Genomic DNA, 25,997 nt, shown 5'->3' on the forward strand with positions numbered 1-25,997 from the left:
TCTCTTACCCCTTCATCATATTGACGTCTTCAACCGCGATGGTGCCACGGTTGCGGAAGAAGCAGACCAGAATGGCAAGACCAATCGCCGCCTCAGCCGCCGCAACTGTCAACACGAACAGCGTAAAGACCTGCCCGACCAGATCGCCGAGGAAACTAGAGAACGCCACGAGGTTGATATTCACCGCCAGCAGCATCAACTCGATGCTCATCAGCAGGATGATGACGTTCTTGCGGTTCAGAAAGAGACCGAAGATGCCGATGACGAATAGCGTCGCCGCGACCGTAAGATAGTGTTCAAGTCCGATCATCGTCTCAAAGTCCCTGCCCCGGTTTCACGTCCTTCAACTCCATCGCTTTGGCCGGGTCGCGCATCATCTGGCCGATGATGTCCTGACGCTTGATGTCCTGACGGTGGCGCAGTGTCAGCACAATGGCACCGATCATGGCCACCAGCAGGATCAGGCCCGCCAGTTGGAACAGAAGGAAGTATTGATCGTATAGAATGACGCCTAGCGCCTCAGTGTTGTGGCGGTCGCTCGGTACCGGCTGCGCCAGATTGGCGGCGGCACCCTGCGCGCTGTCCCATGCTCCGATGGCCATGACGAACTGCATCAGGATCACCAATCCGATCAACAGCGCCAGCGGCATGTAGCGCGCCATCTCGGCCTTCAGCTCGGCAAAGTCCACATCCAGCATCATCACCACGAAGAGGAACAGAACCGCGACCGCGCCGACGTAAACGATAATCAGCAGCATCGCCACGAACTCGGCCCCCAGCAGCACGAACAGGCCCGCCGAGGACAGAAAGGACAGGATCAGCCACAGCACCGAATGCACCGGCTGGCGGCTGATCACCGTGAACAGCCCGCCGGTGATGGCGCTGATGGCAAACAGATAGAAGGCAAAGACGGTCATTGATCCTCATCCTCGTTATCACCCATGACCTCTTGCGCCAGATCCAGCGCACGGGTCATGGCCGGGATGCCGGCAAAGACCGACATCTGACCGATCGTTTCCACGATCTCTTGTTTTTTGGCGCCAGCTTCCAGCGCGTGGCGCACGGTCTGACGCACCGCCGAGTCCGCCTGAGCGCCCTGACAGGTCAGCCCGGCCAGCGTCAGCAGAAGGCGCGTTTTGGCGTCCAGCCCGTCCTTGTTGACGGTATTGCCGAACATCATCTCCATGACCTCTTTCGGCATGGTCGGCCACAGCGCCTCGAACCCTTTGGGCGAGAAATTTTCCATCGCCGGGTTCATCGCCTTGGCCATGTCCTGAGCTTGCTTCATCATCAGCTCGAACGGATTTGTCGGACTGTCACTCATCTGTACGGCGCGTCCATTTCCAGATTGCGAGCGATTTCGGCTTCCCAGCGTTCGCCATTATCCAGCAGTTTCTGCTTGTCGTAGAACAACTCTTCCCGGGTTTCGGTGGCGAATTCGAAATTCGGGCCCTCGACGATGGCATCAACCGGACATGCCTCCTGGCAGAAACCGCAATAGATGCATTTGGTCATGTCAATGTCATAGCGCGTGGTGCGGCGGCTTCCGTCTTCGCGCGGCTCGGCATCGATGGTGATGGCTTGTGCAGGACAGATCGCTTCGCACAGTTTGCAGGCGATGCAGCGTTCCTCACCGTTCGGATAACGGCGCAGGGCATGTTCACCCCGGAACCGCGGGGACAAGGGCCCCTTTTCATGCGGGTAGTTCACGGTGGCTTTTGGGGCGAAGAAATACTTCAAGCCCAATTTCATTCCGACCCAGAAGTCCTGCAGCAGGAAATACTTGGCGGCGCGGGTGTAGTCGATTTGAGTCATATCAGCCTCCTACGCTCCAACGGGCAAACGCGCCCCAGAACCAGTCGAATTTCGCCGCGAAGGCCACGAAGACGACCCAGACGAGGCTGAACGGCAAGAACACTTTCCAACCCAGGCGCATCAACTGGTCATAGCGGTAGCGGGGTGTGATCGCCTTGACCATCGCGAAGATGAAGAAGAAGAACGCCATCTTGGCAACCATCCACAATACGCCGTCAGGCAGGCCTGGGATCGGGGACAGCCAGCCGCCAAAGAACAGCAGTGTGGTCAGAGCACACATCAGGAAGATGGCGATGTATTCACCAGCCATGAAAAGCAGGAAAGGCGTGGCCGAGTATTCGACCTGATAGCCTGCAACCAGTTCCGATTCCGCCTCGGGCAGATCGAAGGGTGGACGGTTGGTTTCAGCCAATGCCGAGATGAAAAACAGGAACACCATCGGGAAATGCGGCAGCCAGTACCAGCTGAAGAACCCGAACGAGCCATCCTGTGCGCGGACGATATCACCAAAGTTCATCGAACCGGTCGAGATGATGATGCCGATGATGATCAGACCGATGGATACCTCGTATGAAATCATCTGCGCGGCAGAGCGCAGCGACCCAAGGAATGGATACTTTGAGTTCGACGCCCAACCACCCATAATCACGCCATAAACCTCAAGCGAGGAGACTGCGAAGACATAGAGGATGGCGACGTTGATGTCCGACAGGACCCAGCCATCGTTGAACGGGATCACCGCCCAGGCGATCATCGCGAGGACAAAACTGGTCAATGGTGCGAGGATAAACACCGTACGGTCGGCACCTGCGGGAATGACGACCTCTTTCACCACATATTTCAGTGCGTCCGCCACCGATTGCAGCAGGCCGTATACGCCGACAACGTTGGGGCCGCGACGCATCTGGACGGCGGCCCAGATCTTGCGGTCGCCGTAAACGAGGAACAACAGCGAGATCATCACGAACGCAACAACAGCAAGCACTTGCGCCAGAATGATGATGGCTATTCCGCCTGGGGTGTTAAAGAAGTCAGCCATTGGTCCTCACACCGTGGGTATTTTGGTTTCCGCGTGCGATGCAAAGGCCAGATGCCTGCGCAATCTGCGGCTGGGTCGGCGCGTTGGTGTAAACAGCATCTGCCGTCTGTACGCCACCCTTAATCTTCAATTTCACACGCAAATCCGGCGCGGCTATCTGCCACCCGGGCACCGCGTACGTCTGCGATATGAAACGTTTCTGGTTCATTCAGCCGCAATCTTCTCAGTCTTGCGGGTCTGCGCCTGTGCCGATAGTTCGGCCATCAATTGCGAGGCGCGGGCAATCGGGTTGGTCAGGTAGAAATCCTTGATTGCATTGCGGAAGCTGGCTTCACCCAATTTTCCGGCTTGTAGCGCCGCTGCTTCATTCTCAATCACCTCATCAATGCGCGCCAGATGCGGAACAGATTCGAGCAAGGAGGTTCGCAATTGAGCCAATGTATCGTAGGGCAGAGTAGCCCCCAGCTCGGCAGACAACGCCCTTAGGATTGCCCAGTTTTCCTTGGCCTCTCCCGGTGCAAAGCCTGCGCGCATGGCGAGTTGAGGACGCCCTTCGGTGTTCACGAAAAGCCCGTTTTCCTCGGTATAAGCCGCGCCCGGCAGGATCACATCGGCGCGGTGCGCGCCCCGATCACCGTGGCTGCCTTGATAGATCACAAACGCGCCTTCGCCGATTTCAACCTCATCGGCGCCAAGGTTATAGATCACATCTGCCGCGCTGATTGCGTCCATGCCACCTTCATTCGTGGCATCTACGTCCATCGCACCGACGCGCGCGGCGGCGGTGTGCAGAACAATCAGGCCACTTTCGGTATTCGCCGCAATGCTTTGCGCGGCGGCCAGAACGGCAGCACCGTCTGCCTCTTGCAGCGCACCCTGACCAACGATGACCAACGAAGGCTTACTCTTGATCTCATCATCGCCGCCCATATCGACCGCTTTTTGCAGCGTGGCACGGTCATCACCCATATGCTGATAGTCGTAAGTCAGGTCGACAGCAGGCCCAACCAGAGCCACCTCAGCCCCATGCGCCCACGCCTTGCGGATGCGTGCGTTCAGAACCGGGGCCTCTTCACGCGGGTTGGTTCCGATCAGCAAGATACGCTCAGCCGTGTCGATATCTTCGATGGCTGCTGTCCCGACATAAGCACCGCGATTTCCAGCGGGCAGTTTTGCCCCATCGGTGCGGCATTCGACGATGCCAGCCTGCCCTTCGATCATCTGTTTCAGTGCGAATGTGGCCTCAACTGGAGCCAGATCACCGACAATTCCGGCTGGCTTCTCAGCCCCTTTCAGTGCCTCAGCGGCTTTGGTCAATGCCTCGGGCCAAGTGGCTGGTCGCAGCTTGCCGTTCTCACGCACATACGGTTTGTCCAGCCGTTGGCGCCGCAACCCGTCCCAGACAAAGCGGGTCTTATCACTGATCCATTCTTCGTTCACGCCATCATGGTTGCGCGGCAGGAAGCGCATCACTTCGCGCCCCTTGGTATCCACGCGGATGTTCGAACCCAGAGCATCCATCACATCGATGCTCTCGGTCTTGGTCAGTTCCCAAGGACGGGCGGTGAAGGCATAAGGCTTCGAGGTCAGCGCCCCAACCGGGCAAAGATCAATGATGTTGCCCTGCAGGTTCGAGTCCAGCGTCTGGTTCAAGTACGAGGTGATCTCGGCATCTTCGCCACGCCCGGTCTGGCCCATCTGAGTGATCCCGGCAACCTCGGTGGTGAAGCGCACACAGCGGGTGCAGCTAATGCAGCGCGTCATAGCAGTACCAACCAACGGACCCAGATCCAGATCATCCACTGCCCGCTTGGCTTCTTTGAAGCGCGTCCCTGACAGACCATAGGCCATGGTTTGATCCTGCAGGTCACACTCACCGCCCTGATCGCAGATCGGGCAATCCAGCGGGTGGTTGATCAGCAGAAACTCCATCACCCCTTCGCGGGCCTTCTTGACCATGGGCGAGTTCGTCTTGACCACCGGTGCCTGCCCTTCGGGACCCGGACGCAGATCGCGCACCTGCATCGCGCAGGAGGCCGCTGGTTTCGGCGGGCCGCCCACGACCTCGACCAGACACATCCGGCAGTTCCCGGCAATCGACAGACGCTCGTGATAGCAAAAGCGCGGCACTTCGACCCCGGCCTGCTCGCAGGCCTGGATCAGTGTCATCGCGCCATCGACTTCGATTTCCTGCCCGTCGATATTGACTTTGCGGAGGTCAGACATCGCTAGTTCGCCTTCAAATACACGCCGATGGCGCTGTTTCTTTCAATCTCTTTCCGCCCTAACGTGCAGAAAGAATTGGGATTTTCATAAGACACGCCGTTTTGGGTCAGATACGCCTCACCCTTGGCACGCATCCTGTCTTTCTCGGCATCCGAGTCCACATAGGCGCGAATTTCCTTATCCGAATATCCCAGTTTGTTCGCCTTGGACCGCAGATCCCACATCACCCCAATCGCCTTAAGTCGACGCCCGCTGATCGACGGACAGTACTCCGAAATCTCATTTGCGATCGCGATGTAGTAGAGTTCGTTGTCGATCTCTTTGACATCCCTCAAGGGTGGTTTGGCTTCGGCCATTACAGGCATCGAAATCGCGCAAATCGCGGCCAGAAGTCGTACAACAGTCATGACATTTCCTTTCGTCTTGGGATTCCCAAGACGGCGGTCAGCTGGGCTGCTATGCAATAACAGCCCATGGGTTTTGCCGTGATATGCGATACGGTGGCTCATGGTCGCTGACAGCTTCCGGCATATGTCAGCTTATCGTTTTCGATCCGTAGATTTTGCGGCTCGGTCTCCGGCCCAACCTTCCATACAATTCTGGACGATCCAAAATTCTGGATGCAGAATTTTGTGCCCTCATAACGGCCTGCTTCGCGTGCGCCTTCCAATGACTGCGAAACGCCATTCACAGTCACAGTGAAATCGGTAGGTGTCGTCTTCTTATCCACGTGTTTAGCGTTGGCGTTGAAGAAAATGCCGTCAAACGCCACGCGGGTCGCCCTCGATTTCGCTGTACCGCAGGCAGATACAAGTAAGCTTCCCACCAATACCATTGTCATTACGAATACGCGTTTCGCCATCATAACCACTCCTGTTTCGTGGCTGGCGCTTGTGGCATCCGCTGATGCGCAGGAGAAAGCGTATGAATCAACATCCCGTTCACTCCGCCGCGACCTGTACGCAACGATTGTCGCGCCACTTGCTGGCCTGTTTCAATTCTGCCCACCCAAAGGCATGCTCGCTGGGTCCTTCCGAGCGCAGCTTTTCCAGACGATCCAACGCTTCGGCCAAACTGGGGCAATGCCCTTCCCGCACCCACCACATGACAAAATGTTGTTCGCCAAGGATTTCGAACCACTCTTGCCGACGCTCGTAGAACTGTTTGTGGATAGTCCCCCAAACAAATTTCTCAAGGCTGGCGGCGTCTTCCCAAACCGTCAGGTTCGCGACGAATTGCGGGTCGTCCCCGATGCTGTTTTCGGTGTTGCCTGTTCCCGGCTCGCCCGAGCCTTCCATCATCCAGACAAAGCCGGACATCCGCTTGCCAAGCCCGTTGACGCGATCCAGGTTGGCCATGAATTCAGCCACACGCGGATCGTCTGTTGACGCCAACAAACGGCCGACATTCAACTCGGCCAGATGATATCCTTCGGGCTGGATCAAAACGCGGCCACCAAAGCAATAAGGCCAAGAATGAACATGCAGGCCCATCCAACCACATAAGCAACAGACCGGACCCCGCTATGCGGCTTGCCGATCCCGCGCAGGTGGATCACCAACATGACAACCCGCGCCAGCAGCGCTACTGAGGCCAGCAGGTTCACCCAGAACGGGCTGGCCCCCAACAGGATCGCCGCGACTGTAACAGTCAAAAAGGCAGGCAGTGTTTCTGTGCCGTTCAGATAAGCGCGGTTCAAACGATAGGCCCTGTCCGAATAATCCTGATCCGGAGTGGCCCCCGGAGCCAGCCCCTTACCCGCCTTTGCAAGCGCCGAGAACGGCGACATGAACAGAACGATCAGGGTAAAGATCACCAAAGCGGCGATCGCGTGGGAATATTCGGCATAGACTTCCATCGATTTTACTCCGCTGCCATCGCACCCATGCGGCCCGATTTCTGGGCCTTGATGCGGTCCTCTATTTCTTCTCGGAAATTGCGGATCAGACCTTGGATCGGCCAGGCCGCCGCATCGCCAAGGGCGCAGATCGTGTGGCCTTCAACCTGTTTGGTGACGTCAAACAGCATGTCGATCTCTTCCAGTTCGGCTTCACCGCGTACAAGACGATCCATCACGCGCATCATCCAACCAGTGCCTTCACGACATGGCGTACACTGGCCGCAACTTTCGTGCTTGTAGAACTTCGACAACCGCCAGATTGCCTTGATGATGTCGGTGGACCTGTCCATCACGATGACTGCTGCCGTGCCCAGACCCGAGCCCAGTTCTCCGCGCAGATAGTCAAAATCCATGATCGCGTCGCGCATGTTCTCACCGCGCACGCATGGCACCGAAGACCCGCCGGGTATTACCGCCAGCAGATTGTCCCAGCCGCCACGAATGCCGCCGCAATGGGTTTCAATCAGCTCTTCGAAGGAGATCGACATCGCCTCTTCGACGACACAGGGGTTGTTCACATGGCCCGAGATCGCAAACAGCTTGGTGCCCGCGTTGTTCTGACGGCCAAAGCCTGCGAACCAGTCGGCACCACGCCGCAGAATCGTGGGCACAACGGCAATCGATTCCACATTGTTCACCGTGGTCGGGCAACCATAAAGACCCGCACCTGCCGGAAACGGAGGCTTCATGCGCGGCATACCCTTCTTGCCCTCAAGGCTTTCGATCAGAGCAGTTTCCTCGCCGCAGATATAAGCCCCAGCGCCGTGATGCAGGAACAGATCGAAATCCCAGCCCGAGCCAGCAGCGTTCTTTCCAAGAAGACCAGCGTCATAGGCCTCATCAATCGCGACTTGCAGCGCCTCGCGCTCGCGGATGTATTCGCCGCGCAGGTAAATGTAGCAAGTATGCGCATTCATCGCGAAAGACGCGATCAGGCACCCCTCGATCAGCGTGTGCGGATCATGACGCATAATCTCGCGGTCTTTGCACGTCCCGGGTTCGGATTCATCCGCGTTCACCACCAGATAAGCCGGGCGACCATCGCTTTCCTTGGGCATGAAAGACCATTTCAGACCGGTCGGGAAACCCGCACCACCACGGCCGCGCAGACCTGAATCCTTCATCGTCTGGATGATCCAGTCGCGGCCTTTCTCGATCAGGCCAGCGGTGCCGTCCCAATGCCCCCGGGCCTGCGCGCCTTTCAAAGTGCGCTCGTGCATCCCGTAGATGTTGGTAAAGATCCTGTCCTGATCCTTCAGCATCGCTCAGTTACCTTTGGCTGTCCTGACGCATGCGCCAGAGTTGAAATATGTTGACGCCCGCATAGATGAATCCTGCCAAAGCGGCAAAATCAAACAGCAGCGCATAGCGCGCGGTCAAGCCCAGCGCCGGGCCGATGAACAAATTCATGGCCAGCCAAATCACCATCGTCACGGCGATGACGATGCCGATATGTCGGCCCTTGCGGGCTATGGCCAGTTCCTTGTCCGTATCCATCTTGTCCTGATGCCCTAGGCGGGCACTCGTTTAATCTTCGTAAGTGCCGTCTTCTTTGGCACGTTTGGCAAACTCGGTTTCTTCACCTGCAGCCAGTTTCGCGGCTTGTTCGATCCACCCGTCCCGCTCGATCCGGCCTTTGAATTTCAGCCGTGCATCGACCCAGGCCACCTGCTCAGGCGTCCATGCAGCGATCTGGTCATAATGATAAAAGCCCAGCCCGTTCAGGGTTTCTTCCAGCTTCGGACCAACGCCCTTGAGCATCTTGAGATCATCCGGCTTGCCACCCCGCGCTTCTTTCAGCGTTTCCGGCTGATCCTCTTTCGCTGCTTTCGCTTCTGCGGCCTGTTTCACAGCAGGTTTCGCGGGGGTCGGCGCTTTGGGTGGCTTCGGCGCGGCTTTGGTCGCTGCTGCTTTGCCATCCTTGCCCAACCACGGGGTCAGGATCGGAACCTCGGTCCCGTCGATGCGCTTGACGGTATCACCCAGATCGCTCGCTAGCTGGACGCTGGCGTTATACTGCGTTCTGCCGCTGTCATATTCTGTCAGGCTTGTCAGCCCTTTGAGGGGTTCCGCCGCATAGCGCCCGTTCTGAGGACCCGGAGTCGGCACTTTGCCCGCCACCAGATCATCGAGAATCTTGCCAAAGCTCTCGGTCGTCAGATCTTCGTAATAATCCTTACCGATCTGCGCCATCGGGGCATTGGTGCAAGATCCGAGGCATTCCACCTCTTCCCAGCTCAGCTTGCCATCAGCAGACAGTTCATGCGGCTTTGCAGCGATCTTTTCCTTGCAAACCGCAATCAGGTCCTCGGCCCCGCAAATCATGCAGGACGTAGTGCCACAGACCTGAATATGCGCAACCGAACCAACCGGCTGCAGTTGGAACATGAAGTAGAACGAGGCAACCTCAAGAACGCGGATATAGGCCATACCAAGCATGTCGGCGACGGATTCGATCGCCGGACGGCTCAGCCATCCCTCCTGCTCCTGCGCGCGCCACAGCAGCGGGATGACCGCACTGGCCTGACGCCCCTCGGGATATTTGGTTATTTGCGCTTCGGCCCATTGCTGGTTAGCAGCGGTGAAGGCGAAGCTTTCGGGTTGTTCGGCGTGAAGACGGCGGAGCATTAGCGGTCAATCTCTCCAAATACGACGTCCATGGTGCCGATAATCGCGGCGACGTCGGCCAGTTGGTGGCCTCCGGCGACGTGGTCCATGGCTTGCAAGTGCAGGAACCCCGGCGCGCGGAGTTTGGCGCGGTAGGGTTTGTTAGTGCCGTCGGCGACCAGATATACGCCGAACTCGCCCTTGGGGGCTTCGACAGCGGCATAGACCTCGCCTGCGGGGACGTGGAAGCCTTCGGTGTAGAGCTTGAAGTGATGGATCAGACTTTCCATCGAGTTCTTCATGTCCGAACGTTTCGGCGGGGTGATCTTTCCGCGCGCCAGAACGTCTCCGGGACAGTCGCGGATTTTGGCGATGGCCTGACGGATGATCAGCAGCGACTGGCGCATCTCTTCCATGCGCACCAGATAGCGGTCATAGCAATCGCCGTTCTTTCCGACTGGAATCTGGAACTCGAACTCGTCATAGCATTCATAGGGCTGCGCGCGGCGCAGGTCCCATGCCAGCCCCGATCCGCGCACCATTACGCCCGAGAAGCCGTATTTCTGAATGTCATCCTCGGTCACGACACCAATATCGGCATTGCGCTGTTTGAAGATGCGGTTTTCGGTCAACAGGCCGTCAATGTCATCGAGAACGGCGGGAAACTCGTGGCTCCAAGCCTCGATATCGTCCAGCAGTTCCGGCGGCAGGTCCTGATGCACGCCTCCGGGGCGGAAATAGGCGGCGTGCAGGCGGGCACCACAGGCACGCTCATAGAACACCATCAGCTTTTCACGCTCTTCAAAACCCCACAGAGGCGGGGTCAGCGCGCCAACGTCCATGGCTTGAGTGGTCACGTTCAGCAGGTGGTTAAGAATACGACCGATCTCGGAATACAAAACGCGGATCAAAGAGCCGCGACGCGGTACTTCAACACCGGTCAGTTTTTCGATGGCCAGACACCAGGCATGTTCCTGGTTCATCGGTGCCACGTAATCAAGACGGTCGAAATACGGCAGATTCTGCAGATACGTCCGACTTTCCATCAGCTTTTCGGTACCACGGTGCAATAGGCCGATATGCGGGTCGCAACGTTCGACGATCTCGCCGTCCAGCTCAAGTACAAGTCGCAGAACTCCGTGCGCCGCAGGGTGTTGCGGGCCGAAGTTAATGTTGAAGTTGCGGATCTTCTGTTCTCCGCTCAGCGCGTCCGTGCTGCCGTCATCGTATCTTGAGCCGTCCATCAACGCCCTCGTTTCTTCTTCGCTTCGGCCCGTACCCGGACCTTTTCCGCCTCAGCTGCCTTGGCAGCGGCCCCAGCCAGCAGAACCCCAAGCGCCCCAAACGCAATCAGTTCCCCCAGACCCATCAGCGGCGCTCCATCTCTTGCAGTTTCATGGCCATGATCCAAATCAGGATCAGCGTTCCAATCGGGATGACGCAGGCTACGACCCAGTATTTCTCGATCCCGAAATGCGGTAGCAGTTTCAGCATCGGGATAATCGTGGCAACCGTGACGGCAATCCAGATCAGGAACTCCATGACTTACGACTCCTGTTTTTCATCCCCCGGAAGAATGTAGTTCGCACCTTCCCACGGGGACATGAAATCAAATTGACGGTATTCCTGAACCAATGAGACCGGTTCGTAGACCACGCGCTTTTGCGCTTCGTCATAGCGGACTTCAGTATAGCCAGTGGTCGGGAAATCCTTGCGCAGCGGATAGCCGCGGAAACCATAATCCGTAAGGATGCGTCGCAAGTCTGGATGACCCGAGAACAGGATGCCGAACATGTCGAACACCTCGCGCTCGAACCAATTGGCAGAGGGGTGCACGTCCACGATTGAAGGCACCATGTCATCTTCTCGGATCGAGACTCGCAAGCGAATGCGCTGGTTCTGATACATTGACAGGAAGTGGTAGACCACATCGAACCGCTTGGCCCGTTCGGGGTAGTCGACGCCGGTGATGTCAACCAGGGTCGAGAACTGGCAGGTCCGCTCACTTTTGAGAAACTCAATGAATTCCACCAGATTCGAAGGAGCCACATCGACGTTCAGCTCGCCATGGGTCACATCCCAGGCCAGAACGCAATCTGCACGTTTCAGCTCCAACTGAGCGCCGAGTTCTTTGAGTGCTTCGCTCATCTGCCCTCTCCCTTAGCGTACAATCGTGCCGGTGCGGCGGATTTTGCGTTGCAACTGCATCAATCCATACAACAACGCCTCAGCGGTTGGAGGGCAGCCGGGCACGTAGATGTCCACCGGAACAACCCGGTCACAGCCACGAACGACCGAATAGGAATAGTGATAGTACCCACCACCATTCGCGCAGGACCCCATCGAGATCACATAGCGCGGCTCGGGCATCTGGTCATAAACCTTGCGCAGCGCCGGAGCCATCTTGTTGGTCAGCGTTCCAGCGACGATCATCACATCAGACTGGCGCGGAGACGCACGAGGCGCGATGCCGAACCGTTCCGCGTCATACCGTGGCATCGAGGTGTGCATCATCTCTACCGCGCAGCAGGCCAGACCAAAGGTCATCCAGTGCAAGGATCCGGTCCGCGCCCAGTTGATGATGTCCTCGGTCGAGGTCAGCAGAAATCCCTTGTCCTGCAGTTCTGCGTTCAGGGCCTGGGTGGCGACTTCCTTGTCGACGCCGGCGGTGTTTGCGCCCGTCATCACTCCCATTCCAGGGCCCCTTTCTTCCATTCATAGGCAAAGCCGATGGTCAGCACCGCCAGAAACACCATCATCGACCAGAACCCAACATCGCTGATGTCTTTGAAGCCAACGGCCCAGGGGAACAGGAAGGCGATTTCCAGATCAAAGATAATGAAGAGAATCGCGACCAGATAGAATCGGACATCAAACTTCATCCGCGCATCGTCGAATGCGTTGAAGCCACATTCATAGGCGCTGACCTTTTCGGGGTCGGGATTGCGGACAGCCAGGACCACAGCAGCCAGAATCAGTACGATTCCAAGGCCTACGGCAACGGCCAGAAACACCAGAATCGGGAGGTACTCCCGCAGCAGGTCTTCCACGTATAGCTCCTTTCCTGCGCAAGTCCCGAAAGGGTGCGCCGTCAATTGGCGATTTGACTGGACATTCTCTATCCCTGTGGGGTCAGAGGGTCAACCGAACAGAAACGCGCAGGTCGGCATTGTTACAATCATCCAGCGGGCTATTGCGGAGAGTACTTCTGGAACAAAGTGATCGGCTAAACCTAACTAATCCATGCAGGTTTTCGTTTGTCGAAAAAGGCGCCGATTCCCTCTTGCGCCTCATCAGTTTCCCAACGCGCGACAAGCTGTCGAATCGTGTGGTCAATCACCGCGTCATCAATTCGCGGCCCAAGTGACTGGATCAGCTGCTTGGCCGAAGACACCGCACCGGGTGCACAGGACAGATAGGGAAGCACTTCAGCGTCGACCGCCTCGGCCAACGCCACAGCGGGCACCGCGCGGGTCAACAGGCCCAGTTCGACCGCTTCCGCCGCTTCGAACAGGCGGGCAGACATAAAGACGCGCCGCGACCGTGCTTCGCCCATTCGGGCAATGACATAGGGTCCAATCGTCGCCGGGATCAGGCCAAGCCGCGTTTCGGTCAGACCCATCTTCAGGCTTTCCACACCGATCGCCACATCGCAGACCGAAGCCATCCCGACACCTCCTCCAAACGCGTTTCCCTGCAACGCGCCGATCAAGGGTTTGGGCAGCATATTTAAGGCATTCAGCATCTCAGCCAGCTTGCGCGCTTCGGCAAAACGCGTCTCGGGATCGGCAGCCATCTGCGCCTGCATCCAACCCAGATCACCCCCGGCGCAAAAGCTCTTGCCCGCGGCGGCCAGAACCACCACCCGCACCGCATCATCATTTGCCAATTGCCCAGCGGCCTTGGTTAGTTCTGCAATCATCTGCGCCGACAGTGCGTTGTGCTTCTCGGGTCGATCCAGCGTCAGAGTAGCCACGCCACGCGCGTCTGTGTTCAGCGTAATGGTCTCGAACATATCTTATTCCGCCCGCATTGCCCGCGCCATGCGCGCCGCCTGTTCCAGAACCGGTACATCCAGACCGGTCTCATATCCCAACCGTTCCAGATGTGCGGTCACGGCTTCGGTTGCGACATTACCGGCCGCGCCCGGCGCATAAGGGCAACCACCCAGCCCGCCCACGGCGGTATCAAATACCCGCACACCCAAGGCAAGCGAAGCGTCTATGTTGTCGATTGCCCGCCCGTTGGTATCATGAAAATGTCCTGCAAGCCGGGTAACCGGCACTCGTTCGCGCACGGCCAGCAGCATATGAGCAATCTTGTCCGGCGTTCCCTGCCCAATTGTGTCCCCCAGCGAAATCTCATAGCAGCCATGGGCAAACAGCGCGTCCGCCACCTCGGCCACCTTCTCGGGTGGGGTCGGGCCGTCATAGGGACAGTCGGTCACGCACGAGACATAGCCCCGGACGGGCAGATCAATATGTCGTGCCGCTTCGAGAATGGGCACAAACCGTTCGATGGATTCGGCAATCGTCGCGTTTATGTTCGCTTTCGAGAATCCCTCGGACGCCGAAGCAAACACCGCGATCTCATCTGCCTTGGCTGCCAACGCGTCCTCATACCCGCGCATATTCGGCGTCAGCGCAGCGTACCGCACGCCTTCGGTCCGTGTGATTCCAGCCATAACTTCACCGCTGCCCGCCATTTGCGGGACCCATTTCGGTGAGACAAAACTGGCAACTTCGATCCGGTTGAAACCGGCCCGGCTGAGGCAATCGACCAAGGCGACCTTCTCGGCCACCGGGATCTCGCGCTGTTCGTTCTGCAGGCCGTCGCGTGGCCCGACCTCGAATATTTCGACCCGTTCTTTCATCAGCGCATCCCTTCCCGGTTTCTTATCGTTTCAATTGCGGATGGCCCGACTTTGCCACGCAATCCGCGGGCCGAACAGATCAATCCTCGGCCAACCGAACCAACGCTGCACCGGCCTCGACCTGTGCCCCCGCCTCGGCCAGCACTTCCGCGACCACCCCATCTCGGGCGGCCAACAAAGAATGCTCCATCTTCATGGCTTCCAGAATGGCCAGCCGGTCGCCCTCTTTCACCGCTTGCCCTGCTGCGGCAAAGACGGCCTTGACCAAACCGGGCATCGGCGCCTCGATCACGTTGGTGTCGCCCGCCGCACTTGCATCGCGATCCAGAGGATCGATAACGTCAAACACCTGCCCGTAGTCGTCGAACACGGTGACCTGAGATCCTGCGATGGCGACGTTGGGCATTGGCTTTCCGTCAATAATCCAACCGCCATTTCGCTGCGCAATCACCTGCGCGCCGTTAACAGTCCAAACCTGCCGATGCGGGTTTTCAACCTGCACGTCCAAATCAATGACCTCTCCGTCGCGCATTAGCTGCACAGCCCGGTGCAATGCCCCCCAAAGGGTGAAGCCTGTCTCAGAGGCAGTCTCTATCAGGCCCAGCGCCGTCATCGCCGCAGCCACCGTTGACGCATGACCTGAATCAGCGACCTCTACCAGAGCCTCAAGATCGCGCCCGATCAGCCCGGTATCCACGTCGCCCGACGCAAACCCGCTGTGCCGCGTCAGAGCACCAAGGAAGGCGAGATTTGTGACAGTCCCGGCGACCTCGGTCTGGCGCAAGGTCCGGTGGAGATTTTCCAAAGCGACCGCGCGTGTCGGGCCATGCACCACGACCTTGGCGATCATAGGGTCGTACCATGGGCTGATCGCATCCCCGCCGCGCACGCCACTGTCGGCACGGCAGCCTTCCGGGAAGCGCAGATGAGTCAGCGTACCGGTCGCGGGCAGGAAGCCCTTGGGTACATCTTCGGCATAAAGCCTCGCCTCAAAGGAATGTCCGCGGATCGACAAATCGCCCTGCCGCTTCGGCAGGCTTTCACCCGCTGCTACGCGCAACTGCCATTCGACCAGATCAACGCCGGTAATGGCCTCGGTCACCGGGTGCTCGACTTGCAGGCGCGTGTTCATCTCCATGAACCAGAACCGATCCGGGCGCAGCCCGTCCGAGGCATCGACGATGAACTCAACCGTCCCTGCACCTTTGTATCCAATCGCCTCAGCCGCGCGCACGCCCGCCTGCCCCATCGCCTCACGCATCTCGGCAGTCATTCCAGGGGCTGGGGCCTCTTCGATCACTTTCTGATGTCGCCGCTGCAACGAGCAGTCGCGTTCAAACAGATGCACCGCATGGGTGCCATCGCCGAACACCTGCACCTCGATATGGCGGGGCTTGGCGACGAATTTCTCGACAAGTACAGCATCATTACCGAACGCCGTCTTTGCCTCACCGCGCGCGCTGTCCAATGCAGCCGAGAACTCCTCGGGCGCCTCGACCAGCCGCATCCCCTTGCCACCACCACCTGCAACGGCCTTGATCAAAATGGGATACCCGATTGTGTCTGCCGCGCCAGCCAGATGTTCGGGGTCCTGATTGTCGCCATGATAGCCGGGGACGACGGGAACTCCTGCGTCCTCCATCAACACCTTGGCCGCATCCTTAAGGCCCATCTTGCGGATCGCGTCCGCCGATGGCCCGATGAAGGTCAGACCTGCAGCCTCGACTGCATCCACAAAATCCGGGTTTTCGGACAAGAACCCATAACCAGGATGGATCGCCTGCGCTCCTGTATCCAGCGCCGCTTGAATGATCACATCACCCTTCAGATAGCTTTCGGCTGGGGCCGCGCCACCAATATGCACCGCTTCATCCGCCATCTGCGCATGCTTGGCCGATGCATCAGCATCCGAATACACAGCCACACAAGATACGCCCATCTTCTGAGCAGTTTCCATGACCCGGCAGGCGATCTCGCCGCGGTTGGCAATCAGGATTTTGTTAAACATAGCTTACCCCTTAACCGCCAGATCTTCGACAAGGCGGAAGCGTTCGCACAGCAATTCCATCTTGGGATCGAACCCGCCATTGCGTTCGAAATACCGGCGATGATCCTCGCGCCATCCCTCAAGCGTTTCATTCTCACCCTCGGCCAACGCAAAGTCTTCGGTCACATCGCAATATCGGCAGGTCGAGACCTCGACCGTTTCGATCACCAAAGCGGGGCGATCATCCCATTCCAGCGCAATATCCTGACGCCCAACGACCGGAGTATCTGCACTGCCTTCGGGGTAGTCTCGCAAAGCACCACATGTTGCCGTTTTTCGGCCTGATCTTACCAGCGCCAGCAGCTCGGCGTTTAGCGATGCGCTGTCTCCAAACTTGAAGGTCTGCGCGCCCGGGTAGCGGGCCATTACTTCATTCAATGAAACGCTCATCTTACATCCTGAACACGCCGAAACGTGTCTCCTCGATCGGGGCGTTAAGTGCGGCGCTCAGCGATAGGGCCAGCACGTCACGGCTTTTGCGGGGGTCGATGATGCCGTCATCCCAGAGCCGGGCCGAAGCGTAAAGCGGGTGTGACTGCTCCTCGAACATGTCCAGCGTCGGGCGCTTGAATTCAGCTTCTTCCTCAGCCGACCATGTGCCGCCCTGTCGTTCGAGCCCGTCGCGTTTGACAGTCGCTAGGACACCTGCAGCTTGCTCGCCCCCCATCACTGAGATACGCGAATTCGGCCAAGTCCACAGGAACCGAGGCTGATAGGCGCGTCCTGCCATGCCGTAGTTTCCAGCTCCGAAGGACCCTCCGACAAGCATTGTGATCTTTGGAACGCTCGTCGTCGCCACCGCCGTCACCATCTTGGCCCCGTGCCGCGCGATGCCTTCGTTTTCATATTTCCGACCAACCATGAAGCCGGTGATGTTCTGCAGGAAGACCAGCGGGGTTTTGCGCTGCGAACACAGCTCGACAAAATGCGCACCCTTCTGCGCGGCCTCGGAGAACAGCACGCCATTGTTGGCAATGATCCCAACCGGGCAACCTTTGACATGGGCGAATCCGGTCACCAGAGTTTCTCCAAAACGCGGCTTGAACTCATCGAAGCGCGAGCCATCGACCAGCCGCGCAATCACCTCGCGGATGTCATAGGGCGTGCGCAGATCGGCCGGAACTACGCCCAAAATTTCCTCGGGATCATAGGCAGGCTCTTCCGGTGTTTCGAACTGTAGGCCAGGCTTCAGCCCGGCACCCCCCAACGACCCGACGGCCCGCCGTGCCAGGGCCAACGCATGCGCATCGTCCTCGGCCAGATAATCCGCCACGCCGGACAGGCGCGTATGCACATCGCCGCCACCCAGATCTTCGGCTGTCACAACCTCCCCCGTCGCGGCCTTGACCAAAGGCGGTCCGGCCAGAAAGATCGTCCCCTGATCGCGCACGATAATGGTCACATCCGACATCGCGGGCACATAGGCCCCACCCGCCGTACAGGACCCCATCACCACCGCGATCTGAGCAATCCCCTTCGCGCTCATCCGCGCTTGGTTATAGAAGATGCGACCAAAGTGGTCGCGATCCGGGAAGACCTCATCCTGATTGGGAAGGTTCGCGCCACCGCTGTCGACCAGATAGATACAGGGCAGATGGTTTTCCTCGGCAATCTCCTGCGCGCGGAGGTGTTTCTTGACCGTCATCGGATAATACGTGCCGCCCTTCACGGTGGCGTCGTTGCACACCACCATGACCTCGCGCCCCTGCACCCGACCAATGCCCGCGATCACCCCGGCACAGGGTGCTGCGTCACCATACATCCCATGCGCCGCCGTCGCGCCGATTTCCAAGAACGGAGAACCCGGATCGAGCAGGTTCGCCACCCGACGACGCGGCAGCATCTTGCCCCGCGATTCATGCCGCGCCCGCGATTTTTCACCGCCACCCATGCGGGCCGCTTCGGCGGCATCCGCAATATGTGCCAGCGCATCCAGATGTGCGGCTCGGTTCGCCTTAAACCCCTCAGAGGTCGGTGTGGCTTTGGATTTTATTTTCATTCCATCTTCCCCAAGTCGCGCAATTCCACAGCGCGTTCAGCGGTTTCGGTCAGCAGGCAATTTGCGGCAACAATCGAACGTATCGTTCCATCAGACCATATGCCGTAGGCCAGAGCACATTCAGCATCCCGAAACCCGATCCATGCGCGTTGAGCATCTCGCAACTGGTCCGAAAGTTCGGGACTTTGTTCAGCCAGTTCTGCTCTACGCAGTTTATACTGTTCGTTTAGATATGAATCCCAAATTTGGGTTTCGGCTTGAATACACTCGGTGATGCCAAGGGTTGTTTCATTTCCCGGTATCGTTTGGCAGGCATTGGCAGCTGCGCCGAGACATGATGACATGCTATCGCCCTGCTGCGTCTGAGAAAAACATTGTTGAATATACGACTGGTCTACCCAAGCGCCCTGAGCGGAAACAAGCGATGGTACTAGCATCGCAGCAAGTGCAATTCGCATCATGTAATTGCCTCCCCTGCAGCCCGCGCCTTCAATTCCTTCCGGATCACCTTTCCCGTCACCGTCATCGGCAACTCTTCCAGAAACGACACCTCACGCGGATAGGAATACTGCGCCAAACGGTCCTTAACCCAGTCCTGCAACTCAGCGCCCGACGCCTCAGCCCCCGGCTTCAATACCACATAGGCCTTCACGATCTCGGTCCGCAGCTCATCGGGCTTGCCGACCACGCCCACCGTTGCCACTGACGGATGGGTCAGCAGGCAATCCTCGATCTCAGCCGGGCCAATCCGGTAACCTGCCGAGGTAATCACGTCATCATCCCGACCGACAAAGCGCAGATAATCGCCCACCCACACGCCACGGTCACCGGTGATCAGCCAATCACCTCGGAATTTCTCAGCCGTTGCTTGCGGATTATTCCAGTATTCCAGCAGCATTGAGGCCGAACCGCGCCGGATGGCAACATCGCCTTCCTCCGTCGTCGGTAGGCCGTGATCGTCAATTACCGCCACCTCATGACCAGGCACCGGTTTACCGATACAGCCGGGTTGCACGGGAAAGTCCTCGGCGCAGGAGGATACGACCATGTTACACTCGGTCTGGCCATAAAACTCGTTGATCGTCAGACCAAACGCCTGCTGGCCCCAAGCCAACATCTCAGCGCCCAAAGGCTCGCCCCCAGACGCCACCGACCGCAATCCCGGTATCGACTGATCCGCAGCTTTGAGCATCCGTAAAGCCGTCGGCGGAAAGAAGACGTTCCGCACCCCGGCCCGCGCGATCACATCGGCGCAGGCCTGTGGGGTGAATTTGTCCAACCGCGTGGCGACCACCGGAACGCCCAGCGCAAGCCCGGGCATCAGAACGTCGAACAAGCCGCCGATCCACGCCCAGTCTGCTGGCGTCCACAGGCAATCCCCTTCACGCAGGTGGTTGTGGCTGATCGAGACGCCCGGCAGGTGGCCCAGCAGCACACGATGACCATGCAGCGCACCCTTGGGGCTGCCAGTAGTGCCGGACGTGTAGATTAGGACTGCCGGATCCTCGGGGCCGGTATCAGCAAAGGGCACCGGTTGCCCTTCCTGCCTAATCTCATCAACCAAAAGCGGTTGGGCCAATTCACCCAGTAACGCAGACCCTTCCGCATCGGTCAATACGATCCGCGCACCTGCATCTCTGACGCGCGATGCCAGCGCATCGTGTTTGAACAGCTTGAACAACGGCACCGAAATCGCGCCGATCTTCCAGATCGCCAGATGCGCGGCGGCACACCACGGCGACTGGCTGAGCAAGACGCCAACCCGGTCCCCTGGCTGGACCCGAGCTATCAACGCGCGAGCGATGCCATCAACCATAAACTCCAGTTCGCCAAATGTTACCACGCTCGGATCGCCCCGGGTCAGGTCCAGCAAAGCAACCCGATCGGATTGTTGCGACAGGCATTGCTGCGCCATGTTCAGCCGATCAGGCATCGCCCAGCTTTGGTCGCCGCGCAAACCCGGTATGCTCTCAGCGGGATGCATGCTGATTTTCCCTTATTTCATTAGCGGTTGCAGCTAGCCTCCCCGATTCAGCAATTTCCGGAGTTTGATGCAGATCAGAGCATTTCTGCGCCGCGGCATCCAAAACATCAGCATCAACGCAAGCAAAGGCACGAATATGACAAAGAAACTCGCCGCTTTGACCCTTTCTACCGCACTTGTCGCTCTGGCTGCCCCAGCCTTCGCCCAATCCCAAGGCGATTGGACAGTCGGTGTTGGTGTCGGCTATCTGGACCCCAAATCCGACAATGGGACTCTGGCCGGGTTCGACGCCGAAATCGACTCGGACACCCGTCCGATTTTCACCGTCGAATACTTCGTTCAGGACAATCTCGGGATCGAGCTCTTGGCCTCGACCCCCTACAAGCATGACGTCACTCTCGGTGGCAGCGTTGACGCGGGCAGCGTCAAGCATCTTCCGCCTACTCTGTCGCTGAACTATCACTTCCCGACCAATAGCGCGTGGAAGCCCTATGTCGGCGCTGGTCTGAACTACACCATCTTCTTCGAGGAAGACTCGCCTTTGGGCGATCTCGATCTGGACAACTCCTTCGGCGTTTCTCTGCAGGCCGGTCTGGATTATATGGTCACGGAAAAAGGCGCGGTGCGTCTGAACGTGCGCTGGTTCGACATCGACTCGGACGTCAAACTTGACGGCAACGACATCGGCACCGCCGAGATTGATCCCTTCCTGATTGGTCTGTCCTACGTTCATCGTTTCTGATCCAATCGCAAAAAGCCCCGTGGTTCAATGAACTGCGGGGTTTTCCGTCACAACATCTCGTTCATCATTTCGCGCCCAATCAGCATGCGGCGGATTTCGCTGGTGCCCGCGCCAATCTCCATCAGCTTTGCATCTCGGAAAATCCGGCTGACCGGCGAATCCGACAGGAATCCGGCACCACCCAACGCCTGAACGGCTTGATGCGCCTGCACCATCGCCTGTTCCGAGGCATATAGGCAGCACGCTGCAGCATCCTGACGGGTTACATCCCCGCGGTCGCATGCCTTGGCAACTTCGTAGACATAGGCCCGCGCCGAATTCATTGCTGTGTACATATCCGCGATCTTGCCCTGCATGAGCTGGAAGCTCCCGATCGGTTTTCCGAACTGCTTACGCTCGGCCAGATAGGGCATCACTTCATCCAAGCAGGCGGCCATGATCCCGGTTCCAATACCCGCAAGAACCACACGCTCATAGTCCAGACCGGACATCAGAACGGCTACACCCCGCCCTTCTTCGCCCAGAACATTCTCGAACGGCACTTCAACATCTTCAAAGATCAACTCAGCGGTGTTCGAGCCGCGCATGCCAAGCTTGTCGAAATGAGGCGAAGTCGAAAACCCGATCATCTCTTTCTCGATCAGAAAGGCCGTGATCCCCTTTGACCCGACGTCCGGATCGGTCTTGGCATAGACGACCAGAGTGTCTGCATCCGGCCCGTTGGTGATCCAGTATTTGTTGCCATTCAGCCGATAGTGATCGTTTCGCTTTTCTGCACGTAGCTTCATGGAAACCACATCCGACCCAGCCGAGGACTCGGACATAGCCAACGCCCCGACATGCTCACCCGAAATCAGACGGGGCAGATATTTTTTCTTCTGCTCTTCTGTTCCGTTCAACTTGATCTGGTTCACGCACAAGTTCGAATGCGCGCCATAGGACAAAGATACCGAGGCCGAGGCGCGCGCCACTTCCTCAACTGCCACCGTATGCGCCAGATAGGACATACCGGCCCCGCCATATTCTTCAGGGACTGTGACGCCCAACAAACCAAGCTCACCCATCTCTTTCCACAGCTCATTCGGAAAGGCATTGGACGCGTCGATCTCGGCCGCCATCGGCTTGACCCGTTCCTGAGCCCAGCGGTGCACCATCTCACGCAAGGCGTTCACGTCCTCGCCCAGATCGAATTGCATTGTGGCCATAAACATGCAGGGCTCCTCCGATTGCATTAATGAACAAGCGTTCAATAATTAGATAGCAGCGTTTCCTCCTCGGGTCAATGACGACACGCAGGCCAACGCAAAACGCCGCCCGGCAAGGGGCGGCGTTTTCAGATAAATCGAGCGTGCGCTGAAAGCGCACTCCGCTGGACTATGACTGATAGACAGCGCTGACTTCAGCCCGGATAATGCGTGCAATTTGGGCACAATCTTCCAGCGAAAAGGTCAGTGGAACGCGCATATCCATGATCCCTGCCAATATCCGATCACTGACCGGCATCGGGGCGCTGTCGGCATAACGCCAACTGTCATAGCGTGAGGTAAAGCCCGACGGTTCAGTCCCCCCGAACCACTTCAGTTCGACCCCGCGCGCGGCGCAACGCTGGATTACCTCGGCAATGCGCTCGGGTGTCCAGTCCAGCAACAGGAATTGTATCGATGAACCGACATAGGTCTCAGCATCAGGCCGCTCCACCATCGTCAAACCCGGCGTTTCACGCAGGCCACGCTCAATCTCAACATAGCGTTCGTTCCAGCGCTGCACCTGCCGGTCCAGATCGCGCAACTGCGGGCGCAGGATCGCCGCACGCAGATTATCCATCCGGCCCGAGACATTGGGGGTGGTGTATTTGATCTGCTCGAACACCTCCGGCCCAGGCGCGGCCAGATGGCGTTCATAAAGCATATAAGACCCGGACAACATCGTAGCCTTGGCGGCCAGTTCCGGATCATCCGTGATCAGCAACCCGCCCTCGCCCGAATTGACATGTTTATAGGTCTGGCACGAGTAACATCCAATGGCCCCCTGCCGCCCAGACAGTTGTCCGCGCCACGCCGCACCCATGGTATGCGCGCAATCCTCGATCACGATCACGCCGGCGGCGTCGCACATCTGCATCAGCCGATCCATATCGCACAGATGCCCTCGCATGTGGCTAAGCATTAGTACTTTCGCCTGATCCAGCTTGGCCTCAAGATCATCCAGATCGATGGTCAGGGCTTCGGTCACACCAACAAAGACCGGCTTTGCCCCAACCGACGCGATCGCCCCGGGCACCGGGGCCAGAGTGAACGCGTTGGTCAAAACCGGATCGCCCGGCTTAACCCCCACCGCCCGCAGAGCTGTGGCCAAAGCATACCCCCCAGATGAGACTGCCAGACAGTATTTCGCACCCATTTGGGCGGCGAATTCCTGCTCCAACAAAGCCGTCTCGCTCAATTCGCCAGGGGCAACATTGTAGCGGTGCAAACGACCATGGCGCAAAACGGCCATGGCGGCCTCGATCGCCTCTTCGGGAATGGGTTCTTGCTGGGTGAAATTACCTGTGAATGTCTCAGTCATGAATCCGTTTTTATGCTGAGTGTTAAGCGGGTCAAGGGATCAGGCCGCCGCTCCGATCAAATCGGAGACCAGTTTCGGTAAATCATCAAAATGATGCAACAACGCCTCGGGCTCCAGCGCAGCCATCTCATCGCCCGACGGGCCGAATGTCACCAGTACCGACGGCACTCCCGCAGCCCGCGCCGTATTTCGGTCGGTATCTGAGTCGCCGATCAATACGCAGTGGTCAGGGTGCCCTCCGGCGCGGCGCGCTGCTTCGCGTAACGGTTCAGGGTCGGGTTTCCGCACCGGCAATGTGTCTGCACCGATCAGTGAAGCAAAGTGATCACGGACACCCATCCGGGTCAGCAGCAGATCAGCCAGGCCTTCGGGCTTGTTGGTGCAAATCCCCACGCCATAACCTGCATCTTTCAGTGCTTCGACGGCTTCAAGCGCACCGGGATAGAAATAGGTATGCGTATCGATCGCTTGCCCATAGACGTCCAGAAAGACCGGATAATAGGCTTCAACGACGTCCGCGTCATAGGCGCCGACCCGCTTCAATCCATGGGACAACATCAAGCGTGCACCGCGTACCGATACCGCCGCATCAAGCTCGGGCGACAGAACATCCCCATGACCCATCTCGCGAAAACAATGGTTTGCAGCGGCCAGCAAATCACCAGATGTATCCGCCAAAGTTCCATCCAGATCAAAGATTACCGTTCGCATGCTCACCTCCTGAACCGGCGGGATTCCGCCATGTCGTGTTGCAAACGGCAATCTTCTTTGATGGCTGAACCGCTTGCGCCTTTGCCCACAGCGGATAAAACGGGCGGCGACAAAACAAAAGAGAAAACGATTTCATGAGCACTGCCCTTGTCATTCTTGCCGCCGGAAAAGGCACAAGGATGAACTCTGATATTCCCAAAGTCCTGCATCCGATCGCTCAGGCCCCAATGCTGGTTCACGCCATGCGCGCCGGTGCTGTCCTGTCGCCCAAGCGCACGGTGATTGTTACCGGCCACGGTGCGGAAGCAGTCGCGCGTGTGGCTGAAGCCGAAGATGAAAACGCCAGCATTGCGGTGCAGGAAGAACAACTTGGCACCGCCCACGCTGTTGCGCAGGCGCGTGCAGCGCTGGAGGGCTTTCAGGGGGATGTGGTCGTCCTCTATGGTGATACCCCGTTTCTACAGCCCGACACCCTGCAGCGGATGATCGAAGCGCGCGCAAAAAACGATCTGGTCATTCTTGGATTCGAAGCTGCAGACCCCGCCCGTTATGGCCGCCTTGTGATGAACGGAGACGCCCTAGAGCGGATCGTCGAGTTCAAGGATGCCACAGATGAAGAGCGCACTATAACCTTCTGTAACTCTGGTCTTTTGGCATGTGATGCTGAAACTTTGTTCTCGCTGATCGATGCCGTTGGAAATGACAATGCCTCAGGTGAATACTACCTGACCGACGTAGTCGAGATCGCCCGCAGCCAAGGGCTGTCCGTAACTGCGGTTGCCTGCGACGAAGCTCAGACGCTGGGCATCAATTCGCGCACTGACCTGGCGGCGGCTGATGCGGTGTTTCAGGTGCAAGCACGGTCTGCATTGCTGGATCTGGGGGTCACTCTGATGGCCCCTGAAACCGTGTATCTGGCCGCAGATACCGTCATTGGCCGCGACACTGTCATTGAACCCAATGTGGTTTTCGGCCCCGGAGTGACCGTGGAAAGCGGCGCAACGATCCGGGCGTTTTCACATCTCGAAGGCTGCCACGTCAGCCGAGGTTCGGTGGTAGGACCCTATGCCCGGCTGCGTCCGGGAACAGAGCTGGCTGAAAACGCCAAAATTGGCAACTTTGTCGAGATCAAGAACGCCGAAATCGCCGAAGGCGCTAAGGTGAATCACCTCAGCTATATTGGCGATGCCTCAGTCGGGGCGGCGACAAATATTGGTGCGGGAACCATCACCTGCAACTATGACGGCGTGATGAAGCATAAAACGACCATCGGGGAAAACGTGTTCATCGGATCGAACACGATGCTGGTGGCCCCGGTCACTCTGGGTGATGGCGCAATGACCGCCACGGGGACCGTAGTGACCAAGGATATTGAGCCAGACGCATTGGCCGTAGCGCGTTCCAAGCAGGAAAACAAACCCGGCTATGCGCGTAAATTGTTTGAAATGTTGAAGGCGAAGAAGGCTCGCCGCGACAAAGGAGCCTGAGT

32 protein-coding genes are annotated in these 25,997 nt (G+C 58.1%); 2 read left to right on the forward strand and 30 right to left on the reverse strand.

The window, feature by feature from the left end:
* Positions 1-4: 4 nt before the first annotated feature.
* The 27 genes from nuoK to ACR0JG_RS14840 form a co-directional block, all read right to left on the reverse strand.
* Positions 5-310: an NADH-quinone oxidoreductase subunit NuoK gene (gene nuoK / locus ACR0JG_RS14710; RefSeq protein ID WP_005984024.1), complete on the reverse strand. Its 306-nt coding sequence runs from the start codon at positions 308-310 to the stop codon at positions 5-7.
* Between the two features lie 4 nt (positions 311-314).
* On the reverse strand, positions 315-917 hold the full coding sequence (locus ACR0JG_RS14715) for an NADH-quinone oxidoreductase subunit J (protein WP_170397038.1): 603 nt from the start codon (positions 915-917) through the stop codon (positions 315-317).
* Positions 914-1,324, reverse strand: a complete 411-nt coding sequence (locus ACR0JG_RS14720) for a carboxymuconolactone decarboxylase family protein (RefSeq protein WP_010442761.1) — start codon at positions 1,322-1,324, stop codon at positions 914-916. Before ACR0JG_RS14720 ends, ACR0JG_RS14715 begins: the two co-directional genes overlap by 4 nt.
* Positions 1,321-1,815, reverse strand: a complete 495-nt coding sequence (gene nuoI / locus ACR0JG_RS14725; protein ID WP_170397042.1) for an NADH-quinone oxidoreductase subunit NuoI — start codon at positions 1,813-1,815, stop codon at positions 1,321-1,323. Before nuoI ends, ACR0JG_RS14720 begins: the two co-directional genes overlap by 4 nt.
* A 1-nt stretch (position 1,816) precedes the next feature.
* On the reverse strand, positions 1,817-2,854 hold the full coding sequence (gene nuoH, locus ACR0JG_RS14730) for an NADH-quinone oxidoreductase subunit NuoH (RefSeq protein WP_039534288.1): 1,038 nt from the start codon (positions 2,852-2,854) through the stop codon (positions 1,817-1,819).
* Entirely contained in the window at positions 2,847-3,062 is a 216-nt protein-coding gene (locus tag ACR0JG_RS14735) for a hypothetical protein (RefSeq protein ID WP_170424099.1), read from the reverse strand. Before ACR0JG_RS14735 ends, nuoH begins: the two co-directional genes overlap by 8 nt.
* Positions 3,059-5,080, reverse strand: coding sequence for an NADH-quinone oxidoreductase subunit NuoG (gene nuoG, locus ACR0JG_RS14740; RefSeq protein ID WP_480570688.1), 2,022 nt, complete (start codon positions 5,078-5,080; stop codon positions 3,059-3,061). Before nuoG ends, ACR0JG_RS14735 begins: the two co-directional genes overlap by 4 nt.
* A 2-nt stretch (positions 5,081-5,082) precedes the next feature.
* Positions 5,083-5,487: a DUF5333 domain-containing protein gene (locus ACR0JG_RS14745; RefSeq protein WP_480570691.1), complete on the reverse strand. Its 405-nt coding sequence runs from the start codon at positions 5,485-5,487 to the stop codon at positions 5,083-5,085.
* A 98-nt stretch (positions 5,488-5,585) separates the two neighbouring features.
* Positions 5,586-5,945, reverse strand: a complete 360-nt coding sequence (locus ACR0JG_RS14750) for a hypothetical protein (RefSeq protein WP_170403988.1) — start codon at positions 5,943-5,945, stop codon at positions 5,586-5,588.
* A gap of 76 nt (positions 5,946-6,021) precedes the next feature.
* The gene (locus ACR0JG_RS14755; RefSeq protein ID WP_480570694.1) at positions 6,022-6,525 is read right to left on the reverse strand and encodes a DUF3291 domain-containing protein; all 504 of its coding nucleotides are present in this window, start codon (positions 6,523-6,525) and stop codon (positions 6,022-6,024) included.
* A complete protein-coding gene (locus tag ACR0JG_RS14760) occupies positions 6,522-6,938 on the reverse strand; it encodes an MAPEG family protein (RefSeq protein WP_170424105.1) in 417 nt (138 codons plus the stop codon). The genes ACR0JG_RS14755 and ACR0JG_RS14760 overlap by 4 nt, the downstream gene beginning before the upstream one ends.
* A gap of 5 nt (positions 6,939-6,943) precedes the next feature.
* Complete coding sequence (gene nuoF, locus ACR0JG_RS14765) at positions 6,944-8,242, reverse strand: NADH-quinone oxidoreductase subunit NuoF (protein ID WP_480570697.1); 1,299 nt, start codon at positions 8,240-8,242, stop codon at positions 6,944-6,946.
* A gap of 7 nt (positions 8,243-8,249) precedes the next feature.
* Positions 8,250-8,477 (reverse strand): DUF5337 domain-containing protein, encoded by a 228-nt coding sequence (locus ACR0JG_RS14770; protein ID WP_480570700.1) that lies wholly within the window; start codon positions 8,475-8,477, stop codon positions 8,250-8,252.
* Between the two features lie 30 nt (positions 8,478-8,507).
* The gene (gene nuoE, locus ACR0JG_RS14775) at positions 8,508-9,608 is read right to left on the reverse strand and encodes an NADH-quinone oxidoreductase subunit NuoE (protein ID WP_480570703.1); all 1,101 of its coding nucleotides are present in this window, start codon (positions 9,606-9,608) and stop codon (positions 8,508-8,510) included.
* Complete coding sequence (locus ACR0JG_RS14780) at positions 9,608-10,831, reverse strand: NADH-quinone oxidoreductase subunit D (protein ID WP_480570706.1); 1,224 nt, start codon at positions 10,829-10,831, stop codon at positions 9,608-9,610. Before ACR0JG_RS14780 ends, nuoE begins: the two co-directional genes overlap by 1 nt.
* Positions 10,831-10,956 (reverse strand): hypothetical protein, encoded by a 126-nt coding sequence (locus ACR0JG_RS14785; protein ID WP_480570709.1) that lies wholly within the window; start codon positions 10,954-10,956, stop codon positions 10,831-10,833. Before ACR0JG_RS14785 ends, ACR0JG_RS14780 begins: the two co-directional genes overlap by 1 nt.
* Positions 10,956-11,129: a hypothetical protein gene (locus ACR0JG_RS14790; RefSeq protein ID WP_170397057.1), complete on the reverse strand. Its 174-nt coding sequence runs from the start codon at positions 11,127-11,129 to the stop codon at positions 10,956-10,958. The genes ACR0JG_RS14785 and ACR0JG_RS14790 overlap by 1 nt, the downstream gene beginning before the upstream one ends.
* A gap of 3 nt (positions 11,130-11,132) precedes the next feature.
* Positions 11,133-11,735 (reverse strand): NADH-quinone oxidoreductase subunit C, encoded by a 603-nt coding sequence (locus ACR0JG_RS14795; protein ID WP_170511208.1) that lies wholly within the window; start codon positions 11,733-11,735, stop codon positions 11,133-11,135.
* A gap of 12 nt (positions 11,736-11,747) precedes the next feature.
* Positions 11,748-12,281 (reverse strand): NuoB/complex I 20 kDa subunit family protein, encoded by a 534-nt coding sequence (locus ACR0JG_RS14800; RefSeq protein WP_010442777.1) that lies wholly within the window; start codon positions 12,279-12,281, stop codon positions 11,748-11,750.
* Positions 12,272-12,637: an NADH-quinone oxidoreductase subunit A gene (locus ACR0JG_RS14805; RefSeq protein WP_010442778.1), complete on the reverse strand. Its 366-nt coding sequence runs from the start codon at positions 12,635-12,637 to the stop codon at positions 12,272-12,274. The genes ACR0JG_RS14800 and ACR0JG_RS14805 overlap by 10 nt, the downstream gene beginning before the upstream one ends.
* 182 nt (positions 12,638-12,819) lie before the next feature.
* Positions 12,820-13,602: a crotonase/enoyl-CoA hydratase family protein gene (locus ACR0JG_RS14810; RefSeq protein ID WP_480570712.1), complete on the reverse strand. Its 783-nt coding sequence runs from the start codon at positions 13,600-13,602 to the stop codon at positions 12,820-12,822.
* A 3-nt stretch (positions 13,603-13,605) separates the two neighbouring features.
* Positions 13,606-14,460, reverse strand: a complete 855-nt coding sequence (locus tag ACR0JG_RS14815; RefSeq protein WP_170397063.1) for a hydroxymethylglutaryl-CoA lyase — start codon at positions 14,458-14,460, stop codon at positions 13,606-13,608.
* A gap of 79 nt (positions 14,461-14,539) precedes the next feature.
* Positions 14,540-16,468: an acetyl/propionyl/methylcrotonyl-CoA carboxylase subunit alpha gene (locus ACR0JG_RS14820; RefSeq protein WP_480570715.1), complete on the reverse strand. Its 1,929-nt coding sequence runs from the start codon at positions 16,466-16,468 to the stop codon at positions 14,540-14,542.
* 3 nt (positions 16,469-16,471) lie between these two features.
* Positions 16,472-16,897 (reverse strand): ASCH domain-containing protein, encoded by a 426-nt coding sequence (locus tag ACR0JG_RS14825; RefSeq protein ID WP_480570718.1) that lies wholly within the window; start codon positions 16,895-16,897, stop codon positions 16,472-16,474.
* Between the two features lies 1 nt (position 16,898).
* Positions 16,899-18,506, reverse strand: a complete 1,608-nt coding sequence (locus ACR0JG_RS14830) for a carboxyl transferase domain-containing protein (protein WP_480570721.1) — start codon at positions 18,504-18,506, stop codon at positions 16,899-16,901.
* Positions 18,503-18,967, reverse strand: coding sequence for a lysozyme inhibitor LprI family protein (locus tag ACR0JG_RS14835; protein ID WP_170424125.1), 465 nt, complete (start codon positions 18,965-18,967; stop codon positions 18,503-18,505). Before ACR0JG_RS14835 ends, ACR0JG_RS14830 begins: the two co-directional genes overlap by 4 nt.
* Positions 18,964-20,490: an AMP-binding protein gene (locus ACR0JG_RS14840; RefSeq protein WP_480570724.1), complete on the reverse strand. Its 1,527-nt coding sequence runs from the start codon at positions 20,488-20,490 to the stop codon at positions 18,964-18,966. The genes ACR0JG_RS14835 and ACR0JG_RS14840 overlap by 4 nt, the downstream gene beginning before the upstream one ends.
* Before the next feature lie 136 nt (positions 20,491-20,626).
* Here ACR0JG_RS14840 and ACR0JG_RS14845 point away from each other — a divergent pair, with 136 nt between their 5' ends.
* Positions 20,627-21,232: an OmpW/AlkL family protein gene (locus ACR0JG_RS14845; protein WP_170404039.1), complete on the forward strand. Its 606-nt coding sequence runs from the start codon at positions 20,627-20,629 to the stop codon at positions 21,230-21,232.
* A gap of 47 nt (positions 21,233-21,279) precedes the next feature.
* Here ACR0JG_RS14845 and ACR0JG_RS14850 read toward each other — a convergent pair whose 3' ends face one another.
* The 3 genes from ACR0JG_RS14850 to ACR0JG_RS14860 all read right to left on the reverse strand — a co-directional run bounded on the left by ACR0JG_RS14850 (position 21,280) and on the right by ACR0JG_RS14860 (position 24,508).
* Entirely contained in the window at positions 21,280-22,443 is a 1,164-nt protein-coding gene (locus ACR0JG_RS14850) for an isovaleryl-CoA dehydrogenase (protein ID WP_480570727.1), read from the reverse strand.
* Between the two features lie 163 nt (positions 22,444-22,606).
* Positions 22,607-23,797, reverse strand: a complete 1,191-nt coding sequence (locus tag ACR0JG_RS14855; RefSeq protein WP_170424131.1) for an aminotransferase class I/II-fold pyridoxal phosphate-dependent enzyme — start codon at positions 23,795-23,797, stop codon at positions 22,607-22,609.
* A gap of 39 nt (positions 23,798-23,836) precedes the next feature.
* A complete protein-coding gene (locus ACR0JG_RS14860; RefSeq protein WP_170424133.1) occupies positions 23,837-24,508 on the reverse strand; it encodes an HAD-IA family hydrolase in 672 nt (223 codons plus the stop codon).
* A gap of 134 nt (positions 24,509-24,642) precedes the next feature.
* Here ACR0JG_RS14860 and glmU point away from each other — a divergent pair, with 134 nt between their 5' ends.
* Positions 24,643-25,995 carry a bifunctional UDP-N-acetylglucosamine diphosphorylase/glucosamine-1-phosphate N-acetyltransferase GlmU gene (gene glmU / locus ACR0JG_RS14865; RefSeq protein ID WP_480570730.1) on the forward strand — a complete coding sequence of 451 codons (1,353 nt, stop codon included), beginning with the start codon at positions 24,643-24,645 and terminating at the stop codon, positions 25,993-25,995.
* Positions 25,996-25,997: the final 2 nt, after the last annotated feature.

The sequence above is a fragment of the Ruegeria sp. AD5 genome (genome assembly GCF_056542345.1).